14 protein-coding genes are annotated in these 18,095 nt (G+C 54.7%); 7 read left to right on the top strand and 7 right to left on the bottom strand.

Features of this window, described 5'->3' with window-relative positions; translation table 11 throughout:
- Nucleotides 1-346 precede the first annotated feature (346 nt).
- Complete coding sequence (locus FYZ48_RS05615) at nt 347-1,852, top strand: Do family serine endopeptidase (RefSeq protein WP_149338373.1); 1,506 nt, start codon at nt 347-349, stop codon at nt 1,850-1,852.
- 211 nt (nt 1,853-2,063) lie between these two features.
- Here FYZ48_RS05615 and FYZ48_RS05610 read toward each other — a convergent pair whose 3' ends face one another.
- The gene (locus FYZ48_RS05610) at nt 2,064-3,719 is read right to left on the bottom strand and encodes a hypothetical protein (protein ID WP_149338370.1); all 1,656 of its coding nucleotides are present in this window, start codon (nt 3,717-3,719) and stop codon (nt 2,064-2,066) included.
- A 126-nt stretch (nt 3,720-3,845) separates the two neighbouring features.
- Entirely contained in the window at nt 3,846-4,574 is a 729-nt protein-coding gene (gene bioD / locus FYZ48_RS05605) for a dethiobiotin synthase (RefSeq protein ID WP_149338368.1), read from the bottom strand.
- A 210-nt stretch (nt 4,575-4,784) separates the two neighbouring features.
- On the opposite strand from bioD, the gene FYZ48_RS05600 reads away from it, so the two are divergent.
- A complete protein-coding gene (locus FYZ48_RS05600) occupies nt 4,785-5,882 on the top strand; it encodes a hypothetical protein (protein ID WP_149338366.1) in 1,098 nt (365 codons plus the stop codon).
- 413 nt (nt 5,883-6,295) lie between these two features.
- Nucleotides 6,296-7,120: an FHA domain-containing protein gene (locus FYZ48_RS05595; protein WP_149338363.1), complete on the top strand. Its 825-nt coding sequence runs from the start codon at nt 6,296-6,298 to the stop codon at nt 7,118-7,120.
- 162 nt (nt 7,121-7,282) lie between these two features.
- Here the strand turns inward: FYZ48_RS05595 and FYZ48_RS05590 are convergent, their stop codons facing one another.
- Nucleotides 7,283-8,218, bottom strand: a complete 936-nt coding sequence (locus FYZ48_RS05590; RefSeq protein ID WP_149338361.1) for a serine acetyltransferase — start codon at nt 8,216-8,218, stop codon at nt 7,283-7,285.
- A 517-nt stretch (nt 8,219-8,735) separates the two neighbouring features.
- Here FYZ48_RS05590 and FYZ48_RS05585 point away from each other — a divergent pair.
- Both FYZ48_RS05585 and FYZ48_RS05580 read left to right on the top strand, forming a co-directional pair.
- Nucleotides 8,736-10,019 (top strand): HD-GYP domain-containing protein, encoded by a 1,284-nt coding sequence (locus FYZ48_RS05585; protein WP_149338359.1) that lies wholly within the window; start codon nt 8,736-8,738, stop codon nt 10,017-10,019.
- Nucleotides 10,016-10,789: a CPBP family intramembrane glutamic endopeptidase gene (locus FYZ48_RS05580; RefSeq protein ID WP_149338357.1), complete on the top strand. Its 774-nt coding sequence runs from the start codon at nt 10,016-10,018 to the stop codon at nt 10,787-10,789. The genes FYZ48_RS05585 and FYZ48_RS05580 overlap by 4 nt, the downstream gene beginning before the upstream one ends.
- A gap of 18 nt (nt 10,790-10,807) precedes the next feature.
- Here FYZ48_RS05580 and FYZ48_RS05575 read toward each other — a convergent pair whose 3' ends face one another.
- Both FYZ48_RS05575 and FYZ48_RS05570 read right to left on the bottom strand, forming a co-directional pair.
- Complete coding sequence (locus FYZ48_RS05575) at nt 10,808-11,542, bottom strand: hypothetical protein (RefSeq protein ID WP_149338355.1); 735 nt, start codon at nt 11,540-11,542, stop codon at nt 10,808-10,810.
- Nucleotides 11,543-11,600: 58 nt separating this feature from the next.
- Entirely contained in the window at nt 11,601-12,143 is a 543-nt protein-coding gene (locus FYZ48_RS05570; protein WP_149338353.1) for a DUF2617 family protein, read from the bottom strand.
- A gap of 305 nt (nt 12,144-12,448) precedes the next feature.
- Between FYZ48_RS05570 and FYZ48_RS05565 the strand changes: the two genes are divergently transcribed.
- Complete coding sequence (locus FYZ48_RS05565; protein WP_149338350.1) at nt 12,449-12,847, top strand: BlaI/MecI/CopY family transcriptional regulator; 399 nt, start codon at nt 12,449-12,451, stop codon at nt 12,845-12,847.
- On the top strand, nt 12,828-16,169 hold the full coding sequence (locus FYZ48_RS05560) for a M56 family metallopeptidase (RefSeq protein ID WP_149338348.1): 3,342 nt from the start codon (nt 12,828-12,830) through the stop codon (nt 16,167-16,169). The genes FYZ48_RS05565 and FYZ48_RS05560 overlap by 20 nt, the downstream gene beginning before the upstream one ends.
- Nucleotides 16,170-16,175: 6 nt before the next feature.
- On the opposite strand, the gene FYZ48_RS05555 is transcribed toward FYZ48_RS05560, so the two are convergent.
- Together FYZ48_RS05555 and FYZ48_RS05550 are read right to left on the bottom strand one after the other, a co-directional pair.
- On the bottom strand, nt 16,176-17,105 hold the full coding sequence (locus tag FYZ48_RS05555) for a PD40 domain-containing protein (RefSeq protein ID WP_149338345.1): 930 nt from the start codon (nt 17,103-17,105) through the stop codon (nt 16,176-16,178).
- A 47-nt stretch (nt 17,106-17,152) separates the two neighbouring features.
- On the bottom strand, nt 17,153-18,064 hold the full coding sequence (locus tag FYZ48_RS05550) for a translocation protein TolB (RefSeq protein ID WP_242022412.1): 912 nt from the start codon (nt 18,062-18,064) through the stop codon (nt 17,153-17,155).
- Nucleotides 18,065-18,095: the final 31 nt, after the last annotated feature.

The raw sequence follows: 18,095 nt of genomic DNA, 5'->3' as shown, positions 1-18,095 counted from the left end.
TGGTTGAAAAATATTCAGGTTTTCAGGTGTTTTCCTGTGTCTGTGTACCGATTCCGGGACCCTGAAAGCGGCCAGATCAGAAATTTTTTTTGAAGCAGTCCCAACAGAATTCCCGCATTGGCTCGTAATAAAGACAGTCCAGCCGCTTGATGAAACGAGTGAAAGCTCGCTGTTGTGCACACAACACGATCACAATGGCCCGCCCGGGCAGGCGTGATCACCGCCATTTTTTCCGCCAATTGTTTTTTTTGTACTACGGATTTGAGTCAGCTAATTCTCATAGAATCCAGAAAGAGATGGCCCGAGGCATATCTGTCAGCCATTTAATTTTAGGAGGGTAATTTTAATGAAAGCGTTAACAGCAAATCGAAACTGGATGTTCGCTATCATAGGTAGCGCTTGTCTGGTGGGTGCCGCAGTGGGTGTGGCTCAGAAAGATGTGTCTTCTGATGTCCCGGTGGCTGCGAGTGCGACAGAGTTATCAAGTATATTCCGCGATGTCAGCAAACGGGCGATGCCTTCGATCGTATCGATCGAAACGGTCAGCAAAACATCCCAGGTATCGAATCAGCAGATGATGCCCTTTGGTGATGACTCCCCGTTCAAAGACCTGTTTGAAAATGATCCGCGGTTCAAAGACATGTTCAAGCAGCATCAGAACCAGCCGCGTCGGGCTCCCCGCAAGATGGGAACCGGTTCCGGATTCATTATTAACAAGTCCGGTCTGATCATGACCAACTCGCACGTGGTGAATGGGGCCGATGTGGTCAAAGTCACCCTGAACGACGGTCGCGAATTCACCGCATCCGACATCAAGACCGACCCGCGGTCTGACGTTGCCGTGATTAAGATCGATGCACCAGATCTGGTAGCCATTCCGCTGGGCGACAGCTCCAAGATGGAAATCGGTGACTGGGTACTGGCGATCGGTAACCCCTTCGGTATCGGTATGAGTGTGACAAACGGGATCATCAGTGCGAAGAGCCGTGGTCCGGGAATTAACGATCGTGAAGACTACCTGCAGACTGACGCAGCCATCAACCCTGGTAATAGTGGTGGTCCGCTGTTGAACCTGCGTGGCGAAGTGATCGGCATCAACACTGCCATCTCCAGCCGCAGTGGTGGCTACGATGGTGTTGGTTTTGCAATTCCGGTCAACATGGCTCGCTGGGTCTCCGGACAGTTAATTGACCATGGTATGGTGAAACGTTCCTTCCTGGGCGTAGGCATCCAGCCGATCAGCAACGATCTGTCCAAGTCCTTCGATATCAAAGTCGGTCAGGGAGCGATCATCACCCAGGTGATGGAAGATTCTCCGGCTGATAAAGCAGACCTCAAGACAGGTGACATCATCCTGAACTTTGCAGGTAAAGATGTTTCCGGTCCGCGGAATCTGCAGGGAATCGTCGAACAGCTGTCTGTCGACAAATCCTACACGATGGAACTGTTACGGGATGGCAAACGCGTCCACAAGCAGGTCACGATGCAGGAAATGCCTAAGAGCTTCTCAGTCGCTAAGAACGAGTCTCCCCTGGAAGACTCCAGCAAAGGGAAGCAGAAGACCAGCGTCAACGATCTCAAAATTGAAGTTCAGCCTTTGACCAAAGAGCTGGCCAACCAGCTGGGCTACTCAGACGACGTTAACGGGGTGGTCATCACCTCGGTCGAGCCTGGTAGTGCCGCTGAAGAAGCCGGCCTGATGAAAGGCATGATCATTGAAAAGATTGGGACAACTGAAGTGACTACTATGGATCAGTTTAATCTCGGCTTGAAAGAAGCCAAAGAAAAAGACCGCGTCCTGCTGCTGGTTCGGAACCACAGCGGTGCCCGCTTCGTCGTGGTCCAGAAGTAGTTTCAGGATGGTACTCTCCTGAAAGGGGTGCCTGGTACAAGTCTCTGAGAAATGAGGCTTGTGCCGGCACCAGTAGCGGAAAGAGTTGTCCTCATTGAAAATTCCTCACCGCATCGTATGCGGTTCCGCGTTACGTCTCGGTGGTATTCCTGGAATACTGCCGAGGCGTTTTTTTATGCGCGGTCAGAGAGGGGGAACGCTATGAACCAGCTTAACTGGTAGGCAGCGGGGCCTTGCTCTCGGAGGGAACTTCTTTCTGAATCTGGTCGCTGTTGAAGACGACGTCAATCAGCGTGGTCACGCCGCGGTGCGACTTGGGGTTATAACCTTTGCGGATCTGCAGTCGCCAGACCAGTTCGCCGGTGAGGGAATCAATGCCTGCCTCGTTGGTGGCAACGAAGGTTTCAAAGCTCTGGCCCGGTTCCAGCTTTTGAGGTGTAGACTCCTGATTGATGTTCTGGCCTTTGATGTTCCATTCCCAGGAGGGGGGCATGTCGTAGACGAGTACCCGTTCGCCGTCCGGATGTCGTTGATCGAGGCGGCTGACGAAATTGTTGGCCCGCATGGGGGAATCAGGGTTCTTACCGGGCACGCGGGAGAGGAGCAGTTTCTGATCCAGGGGTTCGAAGGTCTGATCGTCCGACATGTTTTCGAATTTGAGATAGAGCTTGAGAACGTCGCTGGACGTCGGTTCGCGGGTCCTGCTGGCATCACCGGTGTAATGCTCGAACTCCAGCGGTCCACGGGTGACGCGGAGCGGAGTGACCATCACATTTCCGAAGCGTCGGCCGGGCCCACCCAACTGCAGCGTATGCCCGGGGGGCAGCTCTGCATTTTCCGGGACCAGCTGCAGCGCGATTTCATCGTTCTTGATCGGGGGTTTGAGGTCGGGGAGGCTTTCCAGCTGATGCGGATCGCCCTGGTACTTCGCATAGAGCAGCATCGCGACCATGATCGTTGCGGCGATCGCGTAGGTCAGCGTGAGTGTGAACAGTCGCTTGGAGACCGTCTTAGGTTTACGGTAGCTCTGTGGTGCGGGGGAAGCCGCCGGTTCCGGGGCTGCGGTTGTTGATTCGGTGGTCGCCGTTTCCGCGGGAGCTGGGGGTTCACTGACTGCTTCTGCGCTGGTCTCTTCTGCGTCAGTTGCTGTTTCAGCTGTGTCCGCGGTGGTGTCCTCTGTTGCGATCTCTGTTTCCGCGGTTTCGGATTCCGATTCCGTAGTCGCTTCTTCTGTGGTCTGTTCGTCGTTACTGCCGCCTGGCAGGAAGGAGAACGGGGAAGCGGTTTCAGTCTCGGCCGGCTGCTCTTCGGCTTCGCTGTCTGTTGACTCTGCAGCGGTTTCTGAGTCGGCGTCGGTCGTAGTTTCTGTTGAAGCGACTTCCGCCTCTGCTTCAATGGCTTCGTCTGTGGATGACTCGGGCTCGGCTACCTCTGCGGTGTCTTTGTCTGCTGATTCATTGGCGCCGCCCGGGAGGAAGTCGAATTTGGGTGTTTCGCGTTTTTCGGTTTTGCGAGCCTGATTACCACCCGGCAGGAAGGAGAAGGGAGAGGCTGTCTCTTCGTCTGCGCCGGTCTCTTCGTCTACGGCGGCCTCTTCGCTGGCGGTTTCCTCAGAAGTCGTTTCAGAGTCTGCCTCGGCGACGGGTTCGTCCTGGGTTTCTGCTTCCGCTTCTGCGGTCTCTGTCTCGCTGGCTTCCGCGGCTGGTGGATCCGCTGCTTCGTCGGCGTCCAGGGAGACGAGCACAGGTTCACTGGTCTCGGGGTCGACCTGGAGGTGTACCTGGCAGAGCGGACAGGCAACGACTTCGGCTACTTCTTCGATTTGGATGGAACCCCCACAGGCGGGGCAGGTGACTTCAATACTCATCCATTTCTCCGGTTGATGATAGACGCGTTGATGATATCTCAGGCATGAGCAGGACTGGCGGTAGTGAGGTCATCACCAGAAGTTCTGGCGGGCAGACGAATGTGATCTGGTGATGGGTATGAGCACTCAGAGGAGATCCTGCGACACTTGTCTCCAGTCTATTCTGTCCTGACTCTGGTACCGAAGCAAGTTTGATTGCCAGTCAAAGGGGACAAAAGACAAAACAGGCACGCTTGTCCACAACTGGATCTGTTCGGCGTTGGAGAGCCGAGATTCGTCGCTGAGTTCGGGGTCGACGTCATTCAGGATCAGGCCGGCGATCTTCAGGCCGCGCTGTTGCAGGGCTTCAATCGTCAGCAGGCTGTGGTTGATGGTGCCCAGACCGGCGCGGGCTACGATCAGCAGGGGATATTTCAGTTTCTCTGCGAAATCCACAATCAGCTGCTGAGAGGAGAGAGGGCAGAGCACGCCTCCCACCCCTTCGACGATCAGGAACTCGGCTTGAGACTTCCACCAGCGAACTCCTTCCAGGAGCAGAGCTTCGTCGATGCGACGGCCCTCTTTTGCTGCGGCTACCGGTGGGGCCAGCGGGGCGTGAAAGGTTTGCGGGCAGATCCGTTCAGGGGGCAGGTCGGTACCGCCGATGGCCTGCCGCAGGAGTTTGACGTCTTCCCAGTAAGGCTGGCCCGTCGATTCGTCGATGACACTGCCGCTGCACGCTGGTTTGTAGGCCCCGGTGCGAACCCCTTCTGAGGTCAATTGCCGGGCTATGGCAGCGGAAATGTAGCTTTTGCCGACGCCGGTATCGGTGCCGACGACCATCAAACCGGGGATCTGTAATGGAAAAACGTCCACAAGCGGTGTCCTGCTGAGTCGGGATTCTTATCAGTTTCAGGGGAAGTACTGCCAGTCGCTGCTTGCGATCAGCCCTGCTCCGCTTTTATGATGAGAGGGGTACGAATGCAAACCGCAGGGCCGTTCCGGTCTGAAATTCAGGCCGAATTTTCAGAGAGGGCCTGCGGGATCGAAACGAATATTCAGTATAGTAGCAATTCAGATTGTGTCATGAAAAAGAAAAAAGGATCTTCAGGGGGCGCCAGCCTCGACTCGCTGCTGGATACGATGACGAATGTGGTCGGAATTCTGGTCATTCTGCTCACCGTAACTCAGCTCGGTGTGGGGCAGGCCGTCGAACGTATTAAAGGTGCGGTCACTGAAGAAGCGATGGAAGAGTCTCAGCAGAACGTCAAAAAGCTGCGCGAGAAACTGGCGCTGGAAAAAGAACAGCTGGAAACCATCAAAGAGCTGACACAGAAGAAAGATAACGTCAACGTTGAAGAGCAGCAGGCTCTGGCAGAGAAGTTGAAGAAAGAGCTGGAGAAGCTCAAAGAAATCCGGGTCGATATCGATAAGCTCAAAAAACAGATCGAAGAACGCGATAAGCAGGTACAGACGCTGGAGAAAGAGATTGTCACCAGGGAAAAAGAACTGGCAGACATCAAAGCGAAACTGGCGAAAACCCCCGATCCAGGGCCAACGCCGAATGCGAAAATCGTGAATCTGCCCAATCCCCGCGACGCACCTAAAGGCGCGAAGCCCATCGAGTACATCTGCCGCCATGGTCGTGTCATACGAGTGGAAATCCCTGTACTGCAACAGTTGGCCTACCAGGCGATTGCACAGAGCCGACTGGTAACTGCTCCCGAGCAGGCCGTGGACTGTGCGAAGCTGGAAGAGTTATTCGAAAACAAGAATGTGGGGAACCGGGACTGGCGGATTAAGCTTAAAGCTGTCGGGGGCGTTCCTTATCTCTTACTGGAGCTGCGCGAGGGGCGAGGCGATACTACGGAACGGCTGTCGAAGTCGAATGCGCTGTTTCGTCAGGAGATCCGCAAGATCAACCCGCAACTGTTCTACCTGGACTTCCGCGTCTGGGCAGACAGCTATGATACCTATCTCGTGGCGCGAAGTTATGCGGATCAGCGAGACCTGATGGCTGGCTGGACGGCTTTAGATCCCAACTCTGATTTCCGCGTTCCACTGGGAGGCAACCTGAAGCTGACCTGTGAAGGTTACAAGCCGCCTCCCTCTTCTCCGAAACCGCCGGAACCAGATCTGCCACCGCCTACCAAGCGCGATCTGCCAGGCGGCAAGATCGACTGAGCAGCCCGTTCGGAAAAGGGACGCTGTGGTGACAATTCCCTCCCGCGACGGGTGAACGAACTGGAGCCTCTAGTCAGATATGCCGTTATTTCGCCTGTCTGACAGCATTTCAAAATCGGACTGAGGTGTTTCCTTTATTGACAAGGATCTACAAAGCAACTGACGGGAAAAGTCTGCTCTGTTTACCCGGTTTGATGCGGGCTTATCCGTTCGGCGCTGTTCTATTTTACCTATAATGCGCAGAACCTGGTTCGGAGAGCTGAGTGAACCATCAATGGAGATTGATCAAAGAGTAACTCCAAGGTTTCCTTATGCTGTCCTCGACTGACGGTCGATTCAGTGTTGTGTAGCCCTGAAAAACAGGGTTCTGAGGAATTATCAAGTTCCTGTCTCAACATGAGGTTGAAAAGTCTGTGGTCTTAGAATCTTCCCCCCAGCATTCTCTGGAAATTGTCAAAGGGAAAACCCGGTTTCCCATGCGACCTCTCCAGGGAGACCGTCTGACAATTGGCGCGGGCACCTGTTGCGGTCTGCAGCTTTCCGGTCAGTCGATGCCAATTCTGCATTCGGTAGTCCATATTGCAGAGGGCGAAGTCACCATCGAGGCACTTGCTCCTCAACCCAGACTGTTACTCAATGGGATTCCGCATCAGACGTCAGTACTGGCTGACGGTGATGTGATCACCATCGGTCCCATTGAATTTGTGTTTCGACAGGGTCAGCATTCCCAGCCAGCCATGAGCATTTCCCGCGCAGGATTATCTGGCTCGCCTGCTGAGACGAGCGCTCCCATCACCCCAGATAAAAGAGATCACTCAATGACGAATGAAACAATTCTCAAGGACCTGTCCGCATCTGAACTGGTCGACCTGATCGAACAGGACGTACAGATGATCGAGCAGTATGAGTCCCGGAGAGAGCAGGGAGCCGCTGCCCTGCTGTCACAGGTACATCAACTGAAAGACGAACCGGAGCATGACCAGCTGTCTGTTGAGGAACAGTCGGACCTGATGGCTGACCTGGAAACGATGATGGAAGAGCTGACACGGTTCTCGGCAGAACTCCAGCTGCGTGCGGATCAGCTGACCAGCCGCGAGCGTCAGTATGAAGCTGCTGCTGCTTCCCTGCTGGAAACACAGGAGAAGCTGGCATCTCAGTTGGATACGACCCTGGATCACGTCGGTTCGCTCCGGGATGATCGGAAAGAAGATGGCGGTTCCCACCGGGCCATCGCTTAAGCAAACAATATTATTGCGATCAATCCTGTGTGCGGTCAGTTATCTGACTCACACAGGATTTTTTTATGCGCGGCACATGACCCCTGCTAACGCCATAAAAAAAGACCGTGTGGGAACACGGTCTGCGTCGATCTCGATTTCAAGCTTATTCAGCGGCGAAGATCAGGAAGCCTCGCGGAACCGCAGTGACGGCTTTTCGATGGTGACGATCGTATTGGGCAGCACGCTCTTCATCAGCGAGACACTGGCGCCAATCACGGAGTCGTGGCCGATCACAGTATCGCCTCCCAGGATGGTGGCATTCGCGTAAATCACAACGCCCCGCTCGATGGTGGGGTGACGCTTCTGTTCGCGAATGATGCGGCCCTCCGAGTCTTTGGGGAAACTGAGTGCCCCGAGGGTGACCCCCTGGTAGACCTTCACGTTCTCGGCGATTTCACAGGTCTCGCCAATCACGACACCGGTACCGTGGTCGATAAAGAACGAGTGGCCGATGGTGGCACCCGGGTGAATATCAATCCCGGTCTGTGAGTGAGCCCATTCCGAGAGCATACGCGGAATGATGGGTACGTTGAGTCGGTATAACTGATGGGCGAGCCGGTAAACGGTGATGGCTTCCAGTCCGGGGTAACAGAAGATGATTTCATCGAAGCAGGTCGCTGCGGGGTCTCCGTCGAGAGCCGCCTGGACGTCGGTCGCCAGGGCGCGGCGGATTTCCGGAATGGTTTCCAGAAACTGAATCGTTCTCTTCTGTCCTTCTGCTTCGAAGTCGATCTGCTGCAGTTTCTCGCAGTCGGCTCCGTGTTGCTGAACATGCTGGTGCCGCAGTGCGCGGCCGATTTGTACGGTGAGAATATCGTGCAGGGAGTCAATAATGTTCCCCACATGGTATGTCACATTGCTCATGTGCAGGTTCTGACGACGACTGTATCCGGGAAAGATGACGTCTTTCAGTTCCTGGGCGGCTTCAATCACGGCGTCCTGGCTGGGAAGCGGACAATGCCCCAGATGATGAATGGTGCCAATCTCGTGGTAGGTTTCCACGATCCGGTCAGTCAGTTCAGGGAGCCGTTCTTTTTGCCGAAAATCCGTAGCCATTTGAATTTTCCTGCCTGTATATGAGTGTCGATAGTGGAGCGAGTGCCTGATTTCAATCCCTGCTGATCAGGACACGCTGTGATCGATAAAAGTTCTTTATTTTGCCTTAGCTGACAGGCACCATTCCTGCAATTCTATGCTCGCCGGCAAAACAACGACAAGTAGACAGAGGAAAAAATGCTGCTTAGTCTCAAATCGGCGTCCTGATCACCGGAAATTGAGTATTTCTTACAATCCCTCTATCCGGATGTGTGGATCGGCAGACAGCGGCGTGTCATAGATTCTCAGCGGTGAAGGGCAACTCTGTCACCTGTACCCGCGGCTGCAAAAAACGAACTTCGTAAGTTGCTCACACGCAACACGATACAGCAGGACTGTGGTCAGCTTACCCAATCTGAACTCAGGCAAACTTTTCAATGCCTGTGACGCGGGGAGCCGATAAAACAGAGAGAAGGGGGAACCACCTCCTTCGTATCCGAAGTAGACCCGTGATGAATATGTAATACGAGGGCACCCTGTGAACCATTCCACCAGATCTCTTCGCTGGCTCACGCCGACCATCCGTCGGGAACGGAATGAGTGGGAGGCGTTTTGTGCCCGCGTGAATGATGCAGAACCGCTGCCGCGGAATGCGGCGGTCCTGTCTGCTCTGCAGAATCAGTTTCGCGAACTGGATCAACAGAACCGGGAACTGAAAATCCCCGCACTGCAACAGGAACTGAAACAACTGCAGGCGCGGGTGAATGTGATTCTGCAGCGGTGCAGACTGTATCTGGATGCGACCGCGGTTCGGACACTCTCTGCATCACAGTTGCCGCACCTCACACGGATTCTGGATTTCGTTCAGACCGAGCTGGTCTATTTGCGACAACAGCTGTTACTTTCACAGACGACGGTCCATTATCTCAAACAGCTGGTACTGGCGGCCGAAGATATCTGGACGCAGTCCTACTGTAACCCGAATTACCTGTTGAATCTGATTCGGAAGATTAAACACGACGATGCGCACCTGGACGATCCGGGGCAGTTGTTGTTTCTGTCGCTGCGGGATATGGAAGCGGTGGCTCGCGAGCAGATTGCCCATCCGGATATTCTGATCTATCTACGTGGGCTGGAAGTCGCGCGGTGCAGTTATTATGTGAGCCGCCAGATTCCGGCCTGGCGCGACAGCTGCGATCTGTTAATGATGGCCGGCATGCTGCACGACCTGGGTTGGCTGATGCTGAATCCCCAACTGGCGAAGAAAGCAGACGGCCGGGAGAATCAGAGAAATGACGAACGGGGCGAGCATCCGATTCTGGGAGCTGCTCTGTTGGGTGGCCTGCGGGGCTTTCCGGGAGACTCGTACCTGTCTGAGGTCGTGGCTCAGCATCACGAACGACTGGACGGAACCGGCTATCCACGTCGGCTGCATACCTATCACCTGGGCGAACATTCGCGGCGGATGGGAGTGATCTGCCGCTACCTCGAACTGAAAAACGATCGTCGCGAACTGACGGCCGACGGCATCCGTACCTGCGATGGGGAAGAGCTGGCCTTCGGGGCGGCTCTGCAACTGTATCGCGAAACCCTGCAGGGAGAATGGGATGCGAAGGTCTCGGAGCAACTGTTCCTGGCGCTGGATAAGCAACTTCCTGAAGAACTGCACGAGGCAGATCGACACAACGATCCCTTTTCACTGAAACGTTTTCAAAGTTATCGACCCGATGCGGCGCATACCGAACTGGCGTCGCCCCATTTTTCGCTGGATCCGGAATCCCGGTTAAAAGATTCTGTTACCGATCACCAGACTGAGATATGACACGTAAAAAGAACGCACCTGCAGAGACCATGACTCTGGAAAGTGACAGCTACTGGTTCGAAGCCCGGCAGCCCCTGGTCTGCCTGGTATTTCTGACGCCGCTGCTGCTGATCTATGAACTGGGTGTCCTCTCGATGGGAGGCAGTCAGCCGGAACTGATCCGCAATGGCGCGGATTACTGGATGCGGAGCTGGCTCTCACAACTGGGACTGACACAGACTTTTCTGCTGCCCTGCCTGATTGTGGGAACGCTGCTGGTCTGGCATCTCTGCTGTAAACATCCGTGGAAGGTCTCTGCCGAGACGCTGGTGGGGATGTTCGCGGAGAGTCTGTTGTTTGCCTTCTGTCTGATCGTGCTGGGACAGGTGCAGGATCTGGTCTTTCAGCAGTTACCCTCGCCGGTGATGATGTTTATCAAACAGGAATCAGCTTCACGCGTGGTCAGTTTTGTGGGAGCAGGCGTGTATGAAGAGGTGATGTTCCGGCTGTTGCTGCTGCCGATCTGTTATCTGCTGTTCCGGGGAATGATGCTGCAGGCCCGCTGGTCGGCGGTGCTGGCGATTATTTCCACGAGCCTGATCTTTTCCCTGGCGCATTACATTGGTGCCACCGGGGATCAGTTTTCGGTATTCAGCTTCACTTTCCGTACGCTGGCGGGGCTGTTCTTTGCCGGCCTGTTTTTTCTGCGGGGGTTTGGCATCACCGTAGGTGCGCACGCGACCTACGATATTATCGTGGGAGTGATGATGCTCGAGATTACAGTCGAGTAAGACCGCGACTAATCGGTTCTACCAGAAGCTGTAGTAGCTGCCCCGTCCATAGCCGACATTGAATCCGGACTGGAAGACAATGCTCTGATAGAGCGTGGGGCGATAAGGCCAGATTCCGCAGTAGGGACCGTAATACCCGCCGAAGTAGCCGGGATAATAGGACCAGGGGGTGCCGTAGTAGGAGCCCCAGTAGGGCGTATAGCTTCCCCAGAGCGGTCCATAACTGCCGAGCCCACCCCAGACGCCGTAGCTGCTGTACGCCGGGTAATACGAGCTGGCGATCCCGGAGAAGGGGGAGCAGTAACAGGAGGAATACGAACCCCAGGCACCGCAGAACGGGCGATAATAGTAGCCCGAGTTAAAGCTGTTCCCGTAATAAGAGTAGCTTGTACGCGGATAGTAGTTATACCCGTAATACGCGGGGCGGTAGTAACGATACCCGTAGGCGAACGATGAGTAAGGCCGATAGCGGTAGGTGTAGCGACGTCCGCCGTATCCGTAGAATGTGGAGCGGGACACGGGAGGATAGGGACGATACGAAACGGCGTTGTAGCGATAGCCGTTGTAACCATACCTGTTGTAGTGCGTACGGCGGTACTGGGAATAGACAGATGAAGCATGGGGATTGCGCTGATACGAGTAGCTGCTGCGGTGCGCAGCTTCTGTGGAAGCGGCGCTGCACAGAATGATCAGGCCGAGAACGGCGCTGAGTCGCTGCAGCATGGGTCGAGAAAACAGTAGATCGCTTATCATGATTTCGGTTCGCCCGTCATCCATGACGTAGATCAGTCTGATCCCTTACGTTGATGTTTCAGAACTCGAACAGCGACTGCGTCTTCACCACGGCCAATTCATCGGGGAAAGTATGAAAGGCGTGAATCAACAGGCTGTTCTGATTGGCTTCGTAATCGATGATGCTTAACGCACCGGGGGTCAGGCGACTTTCCGAAATGAAATGATACGCCAGGTCGGCCCGTTGGGCATCCATCAGATATTCTTCGTGTACGTTTTTGAAAATGACGTAATCCAGTTCCTCAAGCTGATAGCTCACCTGGTAATACAGGCCGGACTCCAACCGCACGGATTCAGAACGGCAGCCCCGCACCGGTTTTTCCAGCAGTCGTTTCTGGCTGGGCAGCGGATTCTGAAACGAAGTCAGAATCTCACAGACCGCGTGGCCTTTGTGCTGAATACTGGCAATGTGGCCGGTTTCGCAGACGCGCAGCGTGGCTGCATAGTCTTTCTGCAGAATGTCAACCGAGGCGCAGGTGGTGTAGAGCTCCGGGTGAATCGAGCGCCCTATTAAGCGAAAGATCAGATCGTTTACTTTCGGTCTGGCGGAACGGACACTCATTGTAATGAATCCAGTGATTGGAACTGTCTGTCATATAAACACTTAGTATCAGAGATTGTCGGCGCCCGACAGGACCCGGGTGGTCTGAAACTCTGAATGGATCGATTCTAAGCGATCGGCAGACTAAATCCAAACATGCATTCCCAAGAAATTCAAAGTCGCCCCGAATTTTGATAAAGCCTGCATTGGAATTGACTTTGCTCGCAGGCAGGTTCTCTTCACAGCCCTCTATTAAAGAAGGGGCTTGACTCACGTACAAATGTAATTAAACTCTGGCAATTACACTTGTACTTGAGGAGAGAGGCATGACGGAACGGCCCGCTTTATCAAAAGGCGAAATGGAAGTGGCCCGCGCCCTGTGGGATCTGAAACAGGCGACGGTCCGTGAAGTGTTTGAAACATTTCCCGAGTCGCGGGGCATCGATTTCACCACAGTGCAGACCTATCTGCGCAGACTGGAACAGAAGGGCTACATCAAGGCTCGACTGGAGGGGCGGACCCGCGTCTATTCCCCGCGGATCAAACCCCGTACTGTCATTCGCGAAACGGTTGACGACCTGGTCGACCGTCTGTTTGCCGGCGAGGCGTTCCCGCTGATGCAGCATCTGATTGAAGATCGCCACGTCAGCCGTAAAGATCTGGACGCGTTAAAATCATTGCTGGATGAGTTAACGGAGGAACGGGATGGCGGCAATCAGTCCTGAATGGATCAATCTCGTCTGGCAACAGGTCTGGCAGTGCACGCTGCTGGCGCTGATCGTCTGGCTGATCTGTAGGGTGGTGCGGATCAGGCGGGCTCATCTGGCGTATCTGTTGTGGCTGGTGGTACTGCTGAAATTCGTCACGCCCCCTGTGTGGAGCAGTTCCAGCGGCCTGTTCTGCTGGCTACAGAACGAAAACGCGAAAGACGCGCAGCAATCCGTGGCGACGCAGCCGATTGAGGCACTGACCCGTACTGAATGGATTCGTCGACTGATCGGCGACGATGTGGAACAGCTGCCGGAAGCCGAATTTGGTTCACTGGAAGTGACAGTCCATGATGCTGAGGAATCTTCCGGGGAAACAAGGGCGGTTCCTGCAATGTCAAATACCCTTGTTGAGTCAGTGGAGACGCCGGCAGCAGTGCGTCAGAGTGCGCGTGTTTCCTGGTTGCGAGTGGGGCTCTGGAGCTGGGCGGGAGTGGCGGCGTGCATTGCGACGGTGATGCTGATTCGATTTCTGCGCTGCTGGCGAATGATTCGCAGTGCGGGGGCTGTGCAGTGTCCGGAACTGGAAGAGATGCTGGTGCGCCTGGCGCAGGAACTGGGAGTGAAACGTCAAGTACGATTGATGGTGACGCAGAGCCGGATTGGACCGGCAGTCGTGGGATTATGGCGACCGACAATTCTGTTACCCGCGGCGATTGCCGAGGCACGTTCACCGGCTGAACTGGAACCGATTCTGGCACATGAGCTGATTCATATTCGCCGGGGTGACTTATGGATCGGGCTGTTACAGCTGCTGGCGGCGATAGTGTGGTGGTTCCATCCACTGGTCTGGCTGACAGGGCGGCGGCTGAAGTATGAAATGGAACAGTGTTGTGACGAGGAAGTGCTGGCGGAGTTGAACTGTGACCCGCGTCTGTATGCCGCAGGGTTGCTGGAAATTCTGGAATTGAAACAGACGCTGCGAACCGTGCCCGTAGTGCCGGGCGTGCGTCCGTTGGAAATTACTTCAAAACGCATGGAGCGAATTATGAGACTGGGACAGGGAAGTCAGAAATGCACCCCGTGGTGGTGCTGGGTGGTGTTCGTCGCGGTGGCCGCAGTGGTGCTGCCGGGAGCCGCGTTTGTGGCCGGGGCTGCGGGAGAGAAGGAGTCAGAGGAAGTCAAAGAGGCTGTTGTCTCATCGGAAATCAAGGTTAAACCGAAGTCGGTTCCTTTGAGTCCTTTGCCGTTTTATGATCCTGCGAAAAAAGTCTACGAACAGAAAGTTCAACAATTCAACGAGAGGTATTCCCGGGACCTGGATCCGCTCGCTTCTGAGATCAACATGCGGGAGTGGATCATCCGCAATGGAAATGTGAGCAATTACTCCGTCGGTGATCTATTGGATCAGAGTCGTAGAGAGGTCGGAGCGATTCGTGCGGAGCAACATCTGCAACAGAAGATTCACGAGAAAATCCAGGATCAGCTGGCTGGCTTACACAATCGTCACCGTCATCTGACAGGCAGAAAATCATCGCCGCCTGCATTTATCGAGGTACACCAGCCTCCCATGCGGGCCGATCGCAGAGAATATCGGCTCAGGTCTATTTACAGTGTGCGGATTGACCAGGACCGATTGCTGCTCAGCTCCTCCGATTCGATTTACCACCAGTGTGTAGCGGAAGCGCTGGCGGAATTGCGAGAGGAAGCTAAAGCAGATGCGAAGCAGGGACCAGATTCGCTGTATGTTTTGAGAGCCAGCATTCTGTCGATTCCGGAATCACTATTGAGTGTCTACAGTTCACAACGCAAACGGATCAAGGTGTACCAGGAAGAGCAACTGCCCGAGTTGTCGCAGGAGATCAAAGCGAAATATCAGGGAACGGAGAATTCGGAAATCATCAGCCAGACTTCTCTGGTGTGCGAAGTTCTCGATGCAGCGCGGACGAAGGAAGTGGAGCGGTTGATTTCCCTGTCGGCGGACTGTCAGCTTTTATCCCAGCCAGAGGTCTGTTTCCTGGATGGACAGAAGGTTCAGATTCAAACGAAACAATTGCACGAAGCTGAAGCACAAGGCGTCGCGGCACAGATAGAATTGCCTAAATTGATTACCGGGTTTGACCTGCAATTGAGTTATTCTACCAGGAAAGGCATCAAGCAGCGGGGAATGCTGGAATGCCAGATTGAAAAGTCTGAAATTGGTGGTCTGAAACTGCTGCGGGCGAAAGACGCGGATGCAGAAACGGTGAGCCTCCCCCTCTTGATCAAACGGCATTTCAAGCATGCCCGGATCATGGAGCCGGGAAAAACCCTGTTACTGGGTGGTCTACGGCTGAATGAACAGACGGACGACCCCCGCACCCTGCTCATGTTGTTAAAGCTGGAAAAAGGCAAGCCGCTCAAAGAGGGAGAAGTCATTCTGGGAACCGGCGTCAACAGCGATACGGGAGTGATCGGGATGATTGAGTTAGATGCTCCCCCCTCTCAAACCAGCTTGCGAATCATGAGTTATCCGGTAGCAGATCTTGTGGTACCCGTTTCGCCGCTGTTGCTGGGGGATTCAGCGAAGAAGCAGGCCCCGGCAGAACGTGCCCGCTTTGAGCCCCTGATCGAACTGATTCAGCAGAATGTGACTCCGGACGCGTGGGAGAAGGGGCCCACGATCAGGGCTTATGAAGAGAAGCTGTCTCTCGTAATTCGGGCAGACCAGGCTACTCACGATCAGATCGCGGATCTAATTGCCCGGATCAGGGCGGTTCAGGATCGCGTGATTGCAGTCAGACTGGGTTTTATTACCACAGATTATCAGCCGGCAGATCTGAAAAAACTGAAAACATTTGCTTCTCCTCAGGCGCGGGAACTCTGGGAGAAGTTGATGTCAGATAAACTGGATGAGGGAATTCTACTGACTTCCGCTCAGACGAAGTTTTTGTCACATACCGCACATCGAGTCGAAGATGTCAACGAGAAGATCGAAGTGGAAGTTACTCTGTCGAATGGACAGTCTACCGAATTCAACCTTTCCAGTCCGATCTTGCCCGATGCAAAATCTCAATTGCTGATTCAGCTGCGTCCCGAACTAGTCGATCAGCAGAAGGTGCGACTCTCTTTTGTCATGAATGCCAAAAACGCACTGGAGGCGCTCACGAACAGCAAAACTGCCACAGTGACCCCGGGGCAATCATTGCTGATTGACATCACCGACCAGCTGCGAGAAGGCGAGTCGACACACATGTTCGATCAACTGGTGCGACAGGCGGGATTAACTTACCAGAAACAGGGTAAGCGTTGTTTTCTACTGGTCACACCATCCCTGCCCCAGGTTGGAGATAAAAAATAACTCACTTTACTCCTCCGTCCCGCTGACGTTGAAGACGAGGCTCTGTCCGTCGGGGCTGAAGCAGACGTCGCCGATGATGTCGCCTTTGACCTGGATGTCGATCGGGGTGGGGGCTTTGTCTTCCGCGGGATTGAACTGCATGAGTTTTCCCGGCTTGGTTCCCGAGCCGAAGACGATGCGGTCTCCCTGCGGATCCCAGGCCATGTCGGCGTAGGGGGCTTTGTCACTGTTGAAGTGCACCTTATATCCGGCGTCTTTGCCGGCGGCGTTGATCGTGGCGATGTCGAAGGTGCCGTTGTCTGATCTGCGACCTTTGAAGCAGAGCCAGTTACTATCGGGCGACCAGGCCATGTTCCAGTAGATGCTGTTGTAGGGCGCATCTCCCAGGGAGAAGAGGCTGATTTTTGTGCCTTCGATCAGATCATAGACCTGGATGGTGACGCCCCCGGGACCGTAAAAGGTGTAGGCGATTTTTCTGCCATCCGGCGACCACTGTGCGCCCCAGCTATCCGGGACGATCAGTTCCCGACTGGTGCCGTCTGCGTGCATCAGGGCGGCGCCTCGGTGTGAAATGCTGGAGCAGGCAATGCGGTTTCCGGCGGGTGACCAGCTGGGCATGACGCCTGATCCGATTGCGTTCAACTGGCTGCCATCCGCGTTACAGACCATGACCTTACCGTCCGAGAATGATTCTCCCTGCTGTGATTTACGGCCGTCAAAGGCGAACTTCGTGCCGTCGGGCGAGAAGACCGGAGAGCCGGCGGTATGGTATTCACCGGGCACAAGGAACAGTTTCGCTGCGCCTCCCTCAGGTGCGACCTGATAAAAGCGCACGCGTTTGACGTTCGTTTTTTCGTCTGCGTAACTGGAGAGACCAGCCTGGCAGATGAGGCCGATCGTACAGATGAGTGTCAGCAGTTTGGAATAGGAGTGCATATGATTCTCTCTGTGATTACAGGGTTTGGCAGATAAGAAAGCTCTGACTATTTATCGCGGGCGTTGAACAGCAGCCGCTGACCGTCGGGGGAAAAGGTGACGTCGCCGTTGATGTTTCCGTCCACGGTGATGTCCAGCGGCGTGGGTGGTTTATCCTCCGCGGGATTGAATTGCAGCAGTTGTCGGGGCGAGGTCGGAGAGCCAAAGACGATCTGGTCTCCCCGTGGCGACCAGGCCATGTCCTGGTAAGGAGAGCGTTTACTGTTGAAATGAACTTTATAGCCTGCCTTACTGCCGGCGGTGTTGACGGTGAGGACATCGTAACTCCGGTCCTCAGCCCGTCGGCCCAAAATGCAGATCCAGTTGCTGTCGGGGGACCAGGTCATGTTCCAGGTGAAACTGGCGTAAGGATTGTCGTCGTTTGGAAAGAGTTCGGTTGTCGTGTCTTCAATCAGGTTATAAATGCGGATGTTGTTGCCGTAGTAGTAGGCGATGCGTGTTCCATCGGGCGACCATTGTCCGCCCCAGCCTCGCTCAGCGATGATTTTCTCATTGGTGCCATCCGCATCCATCAACGCGACACTGTAGGGGGGCTTGGAGAAGGCAATGCGGTTCCCGCCGGGTGACCAGCTGGGCATGGCACCGGGACGCAGGACCTTGAAGTCAGAGCCGTCTGCGTTGACGACCATGATGTGGACATTCGAGAAACTTTCCCCCTCCTGCGATTTCCAGCCATCGAAGGCGAGCTTCTGACCATCGGGAGAAAACGCGGGGGAGCCGGTGTTGTAATAATCTTCCGCGAAGAAAAACACCTGGGGATCTTTGCCCTCGGGGGAGGCGATATAGAAGCGGGTGCGGTTGGTCTGCTTTTTCTCATCCGCGCGGGACTGTGCATCGGGAGTGAGAACGAGAGTGAGACAGATCAGGCAGCCGGTGAGCACGGGCAGTATTGATTTCATCTTGGATCCTTTTCGAAATCACAATAGTCAT

This window comes from Gimesia chilikensis, from assembly GCF_008329715.1.
Lineage (GTDB): Bacteria > Planctomycetota > Planctomycetia > Planctomycetales > Planctomycetaceae > Gimesia > Gimesia chilikensis.
This window is presented reverse-complemented; position numbering and strand designations above follow the sequence as displayed.

Coding starts and splice junctions, on each gene's coding strand:
- FYZ48_RS05615 (WP_149338373.1), top strand. CDS start 347: ATGAAAGCGTTAACAGCAAATCGAAACTGGATGTTCGCTATCATAGGT.
- FYZ48_RS05610 (WP_149338370.1), bottom strand. CDS start 3,719: ATGAGTATTGAAGTCACCTGCCCCGCCTGTGGGGGTTCCATCCAAATC.
- FYZ48_RS05600 (WP_149338366.1), top strand. CDS start 4,785: ATGAAAAAGAAAAAAGGATCTTCAGGGGGCGCCAGCCTCGACTCGCTG.
- FYZ48_RS05590 (WP_149338361.1), bottom strand. CDS start 8,218: ATGGCTACGGATTTTCGGCAAAAAGAACGGCTCCCTGAACTGACTGAC.
- FYZ48_RS05580 (WP_149338357.1), top strand. CDS start 10,016: ATGACACGTAAAAAGAACGCACCTGCAGAGACCATGACTCTGGAAAGT.
- FYZ48_RS05575 (WP_149338355.1), bottom strand. CDS start 11,542: ATGATAAGCGATCTACTGTTTTCTCGACCCATGCTGCAGCGACTCAGC.
- FYZ48_RS05570 (WP_149338353.1), bottom strand. CDS start 12,143: ATGAGTGTCCGTTCCGCCAGACCGAAAGTAAACGATCTGATCTTTCGC.
- FYZ48_RS05565 (WP_149338350.1), top strand. CDS start 12,449: ATGACGGAACGGCCCGCTTTATCAAAAGGCGAAATGGAAGTGGCCCGC.
- FYZ48_RS05560 (WP_149338348.1), top strand. CDS start 12,828: ATGGCGGCAATCAGTCCTGAATGGATCAATCTCGTCTGGCAACAGGTC.
- FYZ48_RS05555 (WP_149338345.1), bottom strand. CDS start 17,105: ATGCACTCCTATTCCAAACTGCTGACACTCATCTGTACGATCGGCCTC.
- FYZ48_RS05550 (WP_242022412.1), bottom strand. CDS start 18,064: ATGAAATCAATACTGCCCGTGCTCACCGGCTGCCTGATCTGTCTCACT.